This window comes from Diaphorobacter caeni (assembly GCF_015354245.1).
Classification (GTDB): domain Bacteria; phylum Pseudomonadota; class Gammaproteobacteria; order Burkholderiales; family Burkholderiaceae_C; genus Diaphorobacter_A; species Diaphorobacter_A caeni.
In genome coordinates this window covers 616,352-630,219 of sequence record NZ_JADKYZ010000002.1, presented here as the reverse complement: position 1 = coordinate 630,219, position 13,868 = coordinate 616,352, and the positions used below count along the sequence as shown (strand labels likewise).

Here is a 13,868-nt window from a genome sequence, read left to right as displayed (position 1 = left end):
ATGGGGTATCGATCGGTGTGCGCAATTGAGTGGGTTGGAAAATATCTCGCGCCTGTGGGTACAACTCACTGATTCTTATGTTTTGAAGAGCGTATTTAAAGAATTGTCTCTTGCGCCCACTCAGATCAATGAAATCTGTTGAGGAATGATTTAATTCGCCACATGCCCGATGAGCAATAAGTCGTCAGGCATTGGATGTTGATGCTCTATCGGGTGAATTGATTTCTTGATGCATGGAGGGAATCGAGTGAAGCAGTTGATCCCTAAATTCGGATGCGGCAGGTTAATCGCGGAGCATTTCCTTTCTCGGTTTTGAATGGGTTATTTGTTAACTGAGGTCAATGGCTTAAGAAGTGTGTTAACTAAATGCATGGAGTCGATTGGCTCGGTTCTGATTTGAGTTGCGTCAAATGTTTGGTGATATGTCTCGGTAATCTGTGGCCCTTCGTTTATTCGCGTCGGGGAATATTTGATATTGACCTCGAATAAATTCGATGAATCCTGTTCTTCTTGCACGGTTCAATGGGGTCAATAAATTGAATGAGTGAGTGGCGCCCGAGTGGAGCGCATCTTTTGATTTCATGAAATCTGTCGTCAGGCTCTCTGTGGTCTATGAGATTGCCCGTTTTTCAATTTTTTAAGTGAGCTTTTTTATGTCTTCTTCTGCAGGTCACGTGGATATCGTTGTCATTTCGAAGAAATCCGCAGTTTCCAAATACGGCATGCCGGCCGAATTCCGTCTGTCGGATGCGTCGGTGGTCCAAGTCGGGGTCACACGCGCGGATGTCAAGGAAATGATCCGCAATGGCAAGGATCTGATCATCCAGCTGCACAACGGCGAGGTCATCACCGTGCAGGACTTCTTTGCCCAGCTGGAGGGTGGCCAGAGCAACCTGGTGCTGGAGGATGACCAGGAAGGCCTGTGGCTCGCCTCGTTCGGGGAGGGCGAGGGGGCGCTTGGCTACAGCTACTCGAATCTCTATTCGATAGAGCCGTTGCTGGCAGAATCGGACAACGCGGCCGTTCCGCTGGTGCTGACCTGGGCGGCCGGCATGGCAGCGCTGCTGGCCGTGGGTTCGAGCATCGGTGGGTCGGATTCGTCTCAGCCCGTCAAACTGCCGTTGCCCGAGATCCATCCGGTGAACGGCAAGGACCCCATCACGGGGGTGGCCACCGCTGGTTCGACCGTGACCGTGACCTTCCCCGACGGCACGACCGCCACGGCGACGGCAGGTGCGGACGGCAAGTACTCGGTTCCCAATCCGGGACTGAAAGATGGCGACATCGTCTCGGTCGTCGCCACGGACTCGTCCGGCGGCGTGAGCGACCCCGCCGTGGCGACGGTGGATGCGGTGGCACCCAATGCGCCGACCATGGATCCAGTCAACGGACATGATGCAATCACTGGACACGCCGAACCCGGCTCGACCGTGACCGTGAAATTCCCCGATGGCTCGACGACAACCGCACAGGTCGGCGAGGACGGCACGTTCTCGGTGGCCAATCCAGGCCTCGGAGATGGAGACCGGATCACCGCGACGGCGACTGACGCGGCTGGAAACACCAGCGGAGAGGCCACGGCAACGGTCGACGCCATCGCGCCGCCCACTCCGACCGTGGACCCAGCCAATGCCAAGGACCCCATCACCGGCACGGCCGAACCCGGCTCGACCGTGACCGTGAAATTCCCCGATGGCTCGACGGCGACCGCGACTGCTGGTGCAGATGGCGGCTTTGTCCTCCCCAACCCCGGCGGCCTCGACGACGGCGACAAGATCACCGTGACAGCCACCGACTCCTCGGGCAATACCAGCGGCGAAGCCAGCGTGACCATCGATGCGATCGCTCCCAACGTTCCTACCGTGAACACCGTGACCCCGGATGAACCGATCACCGGCAAGGCCGAGCCCGACTCCACCGTGACCGTGACCTTCCCCGACGGCTCGACAGCGACCGTGACCACCGGCAAGGACGGCAGCTTTGAAGTGCCCAATGCCGGCGGGCTTGAAGACGGAGAAAAGATCACCGTCACTGCCACCGATCCTGCCGGCAACACCAGCGGCGAAGCAACTGCCACCGTCGATGGCGGTACGCCGGAGCAGCCACCCGTCGACACGTCGGCACCGGCGGTGCCCGACATGGATCTGGTGAACGGCAAAGACCCCATCACCGGCACCGCTGAGCCTGGCTCGACCGTGACCGTGACCTATCCCGACGGCACGAAGGATTCCGTGACCGCTGGTCCGGACGGCAGCTTCACCATCCCCAATCCGGGCGATCTCACGGACGGCGACAAGATCACAGCGACTGCAACAGATCCTTCGGGCAATGTCAGCGATGAAGCCACCGCGACCGTGGATGCCGTGGCGCCTCCCGCGCCGACGGTCGATCCTGTGGGCCCAACCCAGCCGATCACTGGCGAGGCCGAGCCGGGCGCGACCGTGACCGTGACCTATCCCGACGGCACGAAGGATTCCGTGACCGCTGGTCCGGACGGCAGCTTTGAAGTTCCGAACCCCGGAAACTTGACCGATGGCGGCATCGTCACAGTGATCGCAACGGACCCCGCAGGCAACGTCAGCGGAGAGACGCAGGCGACCGTCGACGGCGTGGCTCCCACGCTGACGATCACCGATGATGTCGCAGGCACGCTCGGCCAGAACGGTGTCGTCACTTTCACTTTCACCTTCAGCGAGGAGGTCGAAGGATTCGACGCAAGCGACATCGCAGTCAGCGGAGGCGACGCGGGTCAATTCACGCAGATTTCGCCCGGCGTGTACACGCTGCGGGTCACACCGCACGAGGGTGATGCTGGCACGATCATCGTGAGCGTGTCGGCAGGCGCGGCGCATGATCTGGCAGGCAACCCCAACACGGCGGCCAGCGCATCGCAGGCGTCCGACACGGTTGCGCCGCCGGACGGCAGCCTGGGCGGCCTGGTGCTGGAAGACAACGTGGGCGATGACCAGAGCCCGATCCTTGCGGGCGAGACGACGGACGACAGCACACCGACCTACACGGGCACGGCGGCGGCGGGCGTTGCGACGGTCGAGCTGCTGGACAACGGCGTGGTGATCGGCACGGCGACGGTGAATGCGGACGGCACGTTCAGCGTGGCGCCGGGCACCCCGATCACGGGCACGGACCACAGCTTCACGCTGCGTCCGGTGGACGCAGCAGGCAACGCGGGCGCGGAGACCGGCGAGATCGCCTTCACGTTTGACGGCGTGGCTCCGGCCGCCCCCTCGATCACGGACGTGTCGGCCAACGACACGGGCGCGCTCAAGAACATCCAGAAGGATGCGGTGACCAGCGACAACACCCCGGTGCTCTCGGGCACGGGCACGGCCGGCACCACGGTGACGGTGTACGACGGCAGCACGGCCGTTGGCAGCGCGGTGGTGGATCCGCAAGGCCACTGGAGCGTGGAAGTCAGCGCCCTGGGCGAGGGCAGCCACAGCCTGACGGCCACCAGCACCAACGCAGCAAGCGTGGAGAGCGCACCGACGGGAGCGTACCCGCTCGTGGTGGACACCGTGGCCCCGGCCACACCGGCAGCACCGGTGGCCACCGACAACGTGAACACGCCCGGCGTGATCACGGCAGGCGGCACCACGGACGACGCGACGCCCACCCTCAGCGGCACGGGCCAGCCGGGCGAGACGGTCACCATCATGGACAACGGCGCGCCGATCGGCACGGCCACCGTGCAGCCGGATGGCACCTGGAGCTTCACGCCGGCGCAGGAGCTGGCGGAGGGCAGCCACAGCCTGACGAGCACGCTCACCGATGCGGCGGGCAACACAAGCGCACCGAGCCCGGCGCTGGACTTCACGGTGGACACCAGCACGCTGGAGCTGACCATCAGCAGCGTGCAGGACGACGTGCAGGCGATCACGGGAGCGATCGCCGACGGAGGCACCACCAACGACAGCACACCGACGTTTGCGGGCAAGGCCAACGCGGGGCAGCTGGTGACCATCCACGAAGGCACGACGGCGGTCGCCAGTGTCGTGGCGGACGCCACGGGCCACTGGAGCGTGAGCCTGCCGGTGCAGGCGGAGGGCACGCACAGCTACGTGGCCAGCAGCACCAATGCGGCCAATGTCACGGCCACGGCCAGCTTCACGCTGACGGTGGACACCCAGGCCTCCAGCGTGCCGGCGATCGGCAAGGCGGTGGATGACGTGGGCAGCCACCAGGGCGACCTCGTGAGCGGCGGCGTCACCGACGACACCACTCCGACGCTCAGCGGCACGGGTACGGCGGGCGACCTCGTCAACGTGTACGTGGACGGAACGCTCGTTGGCAGCACCACGGTGCAGCCGGACGGCAGCTGGTCGTACACGGCCCCGGCGCTCACCGCCGATGGCGAGCACCAGTTCACGACCACCAGCGTGGATGCGGCGGGCAACGAAAGCGCGCCAGGCACACCGTTCGTGGTGAACCTGGACACGACGGCGCCGGACATGAGCGCAGTCACGCTCACGGTGAACCCGGTGACGGCGGACAACGTCGTGAACGCAGCCGAGGCGCAGAGCGCAGCGGTGACCCTCACGGGCACGCTCGTTGGCGTACCGGCGGACGTGACGGCCACGAGCGTGCAGGTGAGCCTGAACGGCGCGACCTACGAGGCCACCGTGACGGGCACGACCTGGAGCGTGAGCGTCCCCGGTGCAGCCCTTGCAGCCGATGCGGACAAGACGCTGCAGGTGACGGCCACCATGGCGGACGCTGCAGGCAACGAAGGCGTCAAGACGGCGGCACAGACCTACACGGTGGATACCAGCGTGTCCGGCATCTGGCTTGATGCGCCGATCGAAGGCGACAACATCGTCAATGCGGCGGAAGTGTCTGATGTGGTGGTGAGTGGCACCACGGCGAACATCGCGAACGGGCTGACCGTGAACGTGACGTTCACGGATGGCGTCAACAGCGTCAATGCCGTAGCTACCATCAACAACAATGCGTGGACGGCTGCACCGGCAGACCTGAGCACCTTGAACGAAGGCACGATCACCGTGACGGCACAGGTGACGGATCAATTGGGCAATCCGGCCAGCGCGCAGGCGCTGGTGAAGCTCGACACCGTCCCGCCGAGCAACACGGCAGAGTACCAAATCGAGATCACTGCGTACGAAGACAACGTCACGCCAAACGACGGCGACTTCGGAAACAACACGACGACCAATGATCCATCGCCACTGCTCAAGGGCAGCGTAGCGGGTCTTGTCTCGGGCGACGTGGTGCGTATCTACGAGGGTGCAACGCTGTTGGGCGAGGCTACCGTGGCGAGCGGTGCCTGGACGTTCCAGCTCAACGCGCTGACTGCAGGCGCTCACAGCTATACGGCTGTGATCGTTGACGAGGCCGGCAACAAGGGCCTGACTTCCAACGTGTTCACGTTGACTGAAGACTCGAGCGCATCGACGAGCGCGCCGACCATCATCAGCTACACGGACGACCAAGGAACGCTGCAGAGTGACTATGGCAACGCCACGGTCACCGACGATACCGCGCCGGTGCTGAACGGCTCCATTCCAGCGGCTCTGGGCGCTGGAGAGCAGGTGCTCGTGTACCGCATCGTGGGCTCGGACAGCGTGCTTGTGGGCGAGGCGAGCGTCAATGCAACCGACAACAGCTGGCATCTGCAGCTCAGCGGTCTGGTGGATGCAACCACCTACCAGTATGTAGCCAAGGTTGTGGATGCGGCTGGCAATGTGGGGCCGCTGTCGAACACGTTCTCTCTCACGGTGGACACGAACGCTCCGAGCGTGATGGTCACCATCGACAGCTACGTGGATGACGCCGGTTCCGTAGTGAACAACGCCATGGATTCGGGCACGACGACGGACGACACCTCGCCGCTGCTCCGGGGGACCTTGCAGTACGGACTGAGCGTGGGAGACTCCGTTCAGATCTACCAGGGCAATACATTGCTGGGTACGGCAACGGTCATGGGCACGGGCTGGACCTACCAGCTCCATGATCTCGCCGACGCGACCTACAACTACACCGCGCTGGTGGTCGATCAGGCAGGCAATGCAAGCACGACGGGCAAATCGCCAGTGTTCACCCTCACCGTGAACACCAGCGCGCCGGAGGTCACGACCACCATCGACACGTACTCCGACAACGTCGGCGCACTGCAGGGCAACTATGCGTCGGGCACTACGACGGACGACACCACTCCGGTGCTGAACGGCTCACTGAGTGCGGCCATCGCAGCGGGCGAGACCGTGCGCATCTACCAGGGCACGACCCTGTTGGGCAACGCTACGGTCGACGCAGCGGGAACGGGCTGGACGTACGCGCTCAGCGGCCTGGCCAACGGCCAGAGCTACAGCTACACCGCAGTCGTCACGAGCGACAGCGGTGCGGAGGGCTCGGCATCCACGGCATTCACGCTGAGCGTGGACACTGTGGCCCCGACCACGACGACGACCATCCTGTACAACGACAACGTAGGTGCAGCTCAGGGCGATTTCGGCACTGGCACGACCACGGACGACCGCACACCGCTGCTCAAGGGTGCGTTGAGCACAGCGCTCGCGGCCAACGAAACCGTGGACATTTACGAGGGCACAACTCTGCTGGGCCACGCCACGGTCACGGGCAACAACTGGACCTTCGTGCTGCCCGACCAGCTTGCCGACAACTCGACACATACCTATGTGGCGAAGGTCGTCGATGCTGCAGGCAACCAGGGCGCGAACGCGTCGCTGACCATCAACGTCGACCTCGTCGTCGTGGTGCAAGCGCAGAATACTCTGGACACGACCCCCATCATCGCCGGTTCCGTCGGCTTTGAAATCCAGCCGGGCGAGTATGTTCAGGTGACGGTCAATGGCGTGACGTACAGCTCGCAGACGGGCGCGGTAGTGGTCGATCCGCTGAACAACACGTGGTATGTGCAGATTCCGGATGCCAATGCGCTGACGGTGAGGACGTACGATGTGACGGCGGTGCTGTACGGCGCGGACGGCGTGGCAATCACGTCGGATGCAACGACAAACGAGTTGGTGGTCGCGCCTACGCCGGTGGTGACTGTGGGTGCTGGCGGTGGTGATTCCAACCAGAAGGCGACGGCGGTAACCTTGAGCGAGGATGGTCTGTGGCGCATCCATAGCAACCAGACCATGCTGGATTCGACAGCGACGTCGTCTTCCTCTCTGGGCGACTTCTCCACGACGAAGCTGGTGAGCAACTCCGGTGCTGGCTATTCAGGGGCCAGCTATGTGCAGAACGCGACCTTCATCGACTACAACCGCGATGGCTATATGGACCTGTTCGCGGTGGACAGCGTCTATGACGACGGTCAGCAGATGTTCTACTACAACGGATCCACGTATGCGGCCTATCAGGTGGGAGCGTTCACGACTTCACCCCAGACTGGCAGTTTTGCGGGTGACGCGAACACGGCAGGAAGTGCAAACACATGGAGCTGGTACGGTGGCATTGTGGCCATCGACAAGAACGGTGATGGCTATGTCGACATGGTGATTGGTGACCAGACACCCAATGACACGGACATCCGCGGTGGCTACGGTTCCCAGATCGTTTTGAACAACGACGGCACAGTGACCGGCATGAGCAAAGACGGGGCGTTTGCGAACTCCTATGCAATCGGTGCGGCAGGGTACCAGGCTCCGACGGCTCAAAACCAGTCTCAGCCGGACATGGAGCTCTCTGGCGTCGACATCAACAACGATGGCGTTGTCGACTTCGTGATGCATAGCCAGAACATTGTTGCGCCCAATGGATCGGTGGTGAATGCCAGCGGTGCCAACAGCACCAACAATGCGCGCCTGGTGGTGGTCAACGGTACGAACACCGGTGCGTGGAACGTCAGTCAAATCGTCGAAAACGTGTTCCAACGTGGAGACGACTCTGATCCTGCCATCGGCAATGGTGTGGCGATGACATGGGCGGACTTCAACGGTGACGGGTACATGGATCTGTTCCTGGGTCGCGGCAGCGAAAGCACAAGCAGTCCCAGCGGCGCAGCCAATTCCAACGCCGAATACGCAAGCCGCATCTACATGAACGACGGCACCGGCAAGCTGGTGTTCAGCGATGCGAATGGCGACGGCGTGGGAACGCCCACCGCAGCGGGCATGTACACCTTCGGCGATACGCTGGCTGGTGGCGCGTCCATCGCACTGGATTGGAACCACGACGGCAAGATGGACGTCATCGAACTGCCTGGCATGGCCGGAGGCATTGCGATTGGCATCTCTGCGGCAGCGCAGACGGGTCCGATCAACTTGTACACCAACACGACGACCGGTACCGCAACCAGTTTCGCGACGACCAATCTGCTGACGCAGGTGGGTACGAGCACGATTGGTTCCTCCGCCAATCCGGTGACGGGCGCGGTGGCGATAGATATCGACTGGGATGGTGATCGTGATCTGTTGGCTTTCACACAGCAGGGCAAAACGACCTATATCGAAAACAAGAACCAGGTGGCGGATGGCACGTCCCTGCATTTCCGGATTCTCGATAAAGGCGGCATAAATTCGCTCTATGGCAACACCGTTCAACTCGTCAACGAGGCAACGGGTGCGGTGGTCGGTACCCAGACCATCAACCCGCAGTCGGGCAACCAGACCAATGACAGCACCGCCATCGTTGACTTCTACGGGCTGGATGCAAGCGCAACCTATAGCGTGGTCATTCTGCGCAGCGAGAGTGGTGCTGCGGCAGACGTGGGTGGGGTGAGCTCCGTGGGCAGCAATACGGTCGAGATCGTGAACTCTTCGTGGGGAGGGATCTCGGCGGGCGCGGCCAACAGTGCCTATGTGCTGACGACAGAGTCCGCCACGGCATCGAACAATGCCAATGTCGGCAACGGCATTGTCGGTTCGGGCTACAACGATACGTTCATGGCGACTCAGGGCACCGACATCTTCACGGGTGGCGGCGGCACGACGGAAATCTCGGGCGTGAAATCGTGGAGCGACACCGGTGGCCTGGACATCGTTGACTACAAGGCTGCGGGCAGCGCTGCGATCCAGGTGAACCTGTCGCTTGCGACGGCCCAGAACACGGGCTTTGGCACGCATACGTTCCGCGAAATCGAAGGGATTGCGGGGGCCTCCGGCAATGACACCTTCACCGACAACGCGGGCAACAACTACTTCGACGGTCGTGGTGGCAATGACACCTTCAACCTGACGAACGGTGGCAACGACACGCTGATGTACAAGCTGCTCAACGCGAACAACGCGACGGGTGGCAACGGCTCTGACGTGGTGAACGGCTTCAAGGTCGGAACATGGGAGGCGACCGCGAATGCGGACCGCATCGATGTGAGCGATCTGCTGGTGGGCTACACGCCGACGGTCGACGGGCAATTTGCTTCGAAGTACATCAACGGCGTTGCGACCATCAACGCCGGCGACAACATCGCGCAGTACCTGTCGGTGACGACCTCGGGTGGCAACACGATGGTGAGCATTGACCGGGATGGCGCGGGCGGAACGTTCTCGTCCACGACTCTTGTGACGCTGACCGGTGTGGAAACCGACTTGGCGACCTTGCTGGCCAATCATCAGATCTCTCTGATCTGATGAAGCGGACGAGGGGTTGGGGACTTGTGAATAGTCCGCAACCCCTCGGTTTCCTCATTTGAAGTCGATTTTCATTGAAATTGCACCTTTTGTATTCATGACGAAAGGTGCATTTTTGTGCGTGAAAAAAAAGCTTTGTTTATGAAGAAGAGTTTTTGTGATTGATTAATTTTTAAATTTAATAAGTGCATCCCCTGTTTTTCTGGGCTGATATTAATATGTGATGTGTGTCGCGATGAGTGAATCTGAATTGATTGAATTCGGTGATTTGTGTTTGAAATCTCATTCGCATCGACTTCCAACTGTTCCCCATCGAATTTCCCCGGTCTATGTGGTTTTCCGGGTTTGGCTTTCCTATGGGGAAGAGATTTCAGTTTGTATTTGAATGGGGTTGCGCTGCATTGTTGTCATTGGATGGATATGGCGCGTATTTGTGCATTGTGTGTTGAGTGCATGTTGGATTATTTGCATGCATTAATTTGGAAAATATCCGAGGGATATGAAAATTAGTTCCAAACATTTAGACGGGTCAGTAGGCCAGCAGGTCAATGGGCGCCGAGAGGGGAGTAGGCTCGGGGCGGCAACCATCCTGCTGGTGGTGTCTCCGATGCTTTCCTTCGCGTATTCATCGGCTTGTGCGCAGACCAATATGGATGCGGGCGCACAGACGTCGGCAGCGCTCAAAGGTGAGCACAGGGGCGAACGTACGGGCGAGCATGGAGGCGAAACGGAGAGCGGGGTGCCGTCGGTGAGTTCGCCCATCCCAGCCGAGAGCAGGAAACTGGCGCCATCCAGTCTGGCGACCGAGGTGGACGCGCCCGCGCCTCGGCCCTTGACGAAGGATCGCATGCCTGCCGGCTTGCTGCCCATGGCGAGTGCAGTGCAACTGGCCGTTCAGCAGCACCCCTCCATCACCGATGCGGTGGCGACGCTTGCGCAGCAGACGGCTGGGGTGGACTACGCCAAGGCAGGGTACTACCCGCAGATTCGGGCAGGCATGGGCACCGGAACCAGCAATTCATCGAGCACGGGCGGCGGCAGCCTGCTGGCGAACATTTCGGCGTCACAGATGCTGTATGACTTCGGCAAGGTGGACAGCCAGGTCGGCCGCAGCCAGGCACTGGTGCGGCGCCAGCAGGCCATGGTCATCAAGCAGATTGACGTGATCTCTCGCAGTACGGCGGAGGCGGTGCTGATGGTGCATCGCTATCAGGCCCTGACGGACACGGCACGAACGCAGGTCGATGCGGTGGACAAAGTGCTGGAGCTGGCAGAGTTGCGAGCCAACGCGGGCCTGAGCACGAAGGCGGATCCGATTCAGGCGCGCGCACGGGCTCAGGGCGCGCGGGCCCACTTGGGACAGATGTCGTCCGAGCTTGCTCAGTGGCGCCAGAAGCTGCGCACTTTTGTCGGTGAGGCCGGTGCGCGCAGGGTTTCTGTCTTGCCCGGTCTGGAAGACGATGCGCTGTGGATGAGCGGAACGCCGGATTTCCAGCTGCTGCCCGACGTGCTGATGGTTCAGGCGGAACGGCAGGCGGCCAAGGCGCAGCTCGTCAGCACGCGTGCCTCGAAGTGGCCCACGATCACGCTTGACGCGGCGGGCAACAAGGCGCTCAAGGGCGTCAATCCCAACACCTACGAGCGGCGCGGCATGTACCACTCGCTGCAAATCAACCTGTCGGTTCCGCTGTATCAGGGCGGTGCTGCGGATGCGCAGATCAATGCCGCGGCTGCCGAAGAGGTCGCCACGCGCGAGCGCATCGAGACAGCTCTGCTGCAGGCAGGCGATCAATCTCGCGCATGGAAGGAGTTGGCGCTGGGTGGTCAGGCACGTCTGGCCGACGTGGAGCATCGCAAGCAAAGCATCCTGTCGGTGCGTGACCTCTATCGCGAGCAGTATCAGCTTGGCACGCGCTCGATTCTGGATCTGCTGAACGCGGAGCAGGAAATCCACCAGGCGGACTCCGATGCGCAGGGCCTGATGCACGACCTGTGGCAATACCGCCTCGAGTACCTCGCCGCAACGGGGCGTCTGCGCGAATTCTTCGGATTGAACAACAAGATCATCCAAGGTATGGAACTGCTGCCGTGACCGCCGATGGGACTTGCTCGAAATCGCATAACCGAATGATGTGGCGCATGCCTTCTGCGGTCGCTGCCAGGAGTTGAACAGAGATGGAATTGCCAAAACAATACACGGCATGGCTTGATGCGATGCTGGCTGTCGGTCGCCACTACGGCATAGGTGCGTCGGCCGAAAATGCCAGGGTGGCGCTGGCGTGGGAGAGCGGCACGGCACTTGAAACGCTGCTCGAAATCATGGCTCGCCAGATGGGCCTGAGCCTTCGGCTGTCAAGCTTCGATGCCTCGCTGCTCGATGCATGGCGCCTGCCGGTGGTGGTGGAGTTTGCCGATGGACGTGTGGGCGTGATCCGCACTGTCGACGCGCAGAACAGGGTCGCCATCGCTTTCAGCGGCGAGCGGGGCGTCGAGACCGTCATGGACGGTGCTGAGCTCAAGACGCTCGTCGTGCGCGCTGCACTGCTGCGCCCATTGGCCGATGTGCCCGATGCTCGCGTCGATGAGTACATCAAACCCTGGAAACCCAGCTGGTTCTGGAAGATCGCTCTCAAGGACTGGCATCGCTATGGCGAGGTCGTGCTGGCATCGCTGGTGGCCAACGTGCTCGCGCTGTCGGGCATGGTGTTTTCGATGCAGGTCTATGACCGCGTCGTGCCCTCGCAGTCCGAAGCCACGCTCTGGGTGCTGTTCGGCGGAGTCATGCTCGCCATGGCGTTCGAGTTTCTGATGCGGCTGTGTCGCACCTACATCATCGACATCCTCGGCAAGCGCGCCGATCTGCAGATATCCGAGACGGTTTTCGGCCGCGCGCTGCGACTGCGCTATGACGCGCGCCCCAAATCGACGGGCAGTTTCATCGCCCAGATCCGCGAGATTGATCAGGTGCGCGAGCTTCTGACGTCGACGACCATCGGGGCCGCGGCCGACATTCCGTTCTTCTTCCTGTTCCTTGGCGTGCTGTGGCTGATCGGCGGGCAGTTGGTGTGGATTCCGCTGGCCGCGCTGCCGCTGCTGCTGCTGCCCGGTTTGCTGGCCCAGCGTCCGCTCGCGCGACTGGCCAACGCCGGCATGCGCGAATCGGCGCTGCGCAACGCGATGCTGGTGGAGGCGGTGCAAGGACTCGACGACATCAAGTCGCTGCGCGCGGAGCCGCGTTTTCAGAACCGCTGGAACCATGTGAACATGGTGTCGGCCGACATCGGCATGCGCCAGCGCTTTCTGACCAACACGCTGATGACGTGGACACAGGAGATTCAGGGCGTGGTCTACGCCGTCGTGCTGCTGGTGGGCTGCTATCGCGTGATGAACGGCGACATGACGACCGGCGCGCTCGTGGGCAGCTCGATCCTGTCTTCGCGCATGGTCTCGCCGATGGCCCAGATCTCCAGCCTGCTGTCCCGTTGGCAGCAGGCCAAGGTGGCACGCGAAGGCCTCAACAAGCTCATGGAGCGACCCGTGGATGTGCCGGACGAGGCCCGCCGCGTGCATGTCGCGCATGTGCACGGCAACTACCGCACGACGGGTGTGCGCTTCCAGTATTCCGAAGAAGCCAGGCGTCCCGCGCTCGAGCTGCCCAATCTGCGCGTGCAGCCCGGCGAAAAGATCGCCGTGCTGGGGCGCATGGGGGCGGGCAAGTCGACGCTGCTGCAGCTCTTCGCGGGGATGTACAAGCCGAGTGCGGGAAGCATCAGCCTGGATGGTCTCGACCTGGCCTTGATCGATCCGCAGGATGTGCGCCGCGACATCGGGTTGCTTGCGCAGAACTCCAACCTGTTCTACGGGACCATCCGCGAAAACCTCGTGTTGGGTCGACCGATGGCGAATGATCAGGAACTGCTGGAGGCGCTGCGCATGTCGGGCGGCCTGGCATTGGTCCAGGGGCGTCCGGAAGGGCTGGACGAAATGATTCAGGAAGGTGGTCTTGGCCTGTCCGGCGGACAGCGCCAGGCGCTGCTGCTGGCGCGCACCATCGTGCGCCAGCCTTCGGTGTTGTTGCTTGATGAGCCGACGGCCCATTTCGACGAGGTGACCGAGCATCAGGTGATCGAATCTCTGACGCCGTGGCTCGCCCCGCGCACCCTGATCGTCGCCACCCATCGCATGCAGGTGCTGCAGTGGGTGGATCGCGTCATCATTCTGGACAACGGTCGTGTGGTGATGGATGGCCCGAAAAAGCATGTGTTGGGAGAGTTGACAAATGGCAAGGCATGA

At 61.9% G+C, this 13,868-nt stretch carries 3 protein-coding genes; all 3 read left to right on the top strand.

Features of this window, described 5'->3' with window-relative positions:
- Nucleotides 1-653: 653 nt before the first annotated feature.
- The 3 genes from ISG32_RS06730 (at nucleotide 654) to ISG32_RS06720 (ending at nucleotide 13,868) form a co-directional block, all read left to right on the top strand.
- A complete protein-coding gene (locus ISG32_RS06730; protein ID WP_228529625.1) occupies nucleotides 654-9,575 on the top strand; it encodes an Ig-like domain-containing protein in 8,922 nt (2,973 codons plus the stop codon).
- Nucleotides 9,576-10,422: 847 nt separating this feature from the next.
- On the top strand, nucleotides 10,423-11,667 hold the full coding sequence (locus ISG32_RS06725; RefSeq protein ID WP_228529624.1) for a TolC family protein: 1,245 nt from the start codon (nucleotides 10,423-10,425) through the stop codon (nucleotides 11,665-11,667).
- Nucleotides 11,668-11,750: 83 nt separating this feature from the next.
- On the top strand, nucleotides 11,751-13,868 hold the full coding sequence (locus tag ISG32_RS06720) for a type I secretion system permease/ATPase (protein ID WP_194770221.1): 2,118 nt from the start codon (nucleotides 11,751-11,753) through the stop codon (nucleotides 13,866-13,868).

Coding starts and splice junctions, on each gene's coding strand:
- ISG32_RS06730 (WP_228529625.1), top strand. CDS start 654: ATGTCTTCTTCTGCAGGTCACGTGGATATCGTTGTCATTTCGAAGAAA.
- ISG32_RS06725 (WP_228529624.1), top strand. CDS start 10,423: ATGCCTGCCGGCTTGCTGCCCATGGCGAGTGCAGTGCAACTGGCCGTT.
- ISG32_RS06720 (WP_194770221.1), top strand. CDS start 11,751: ATGGAATTGCCAAAACAATACACGGCATGGCTTGATGCGATGCTGGCT.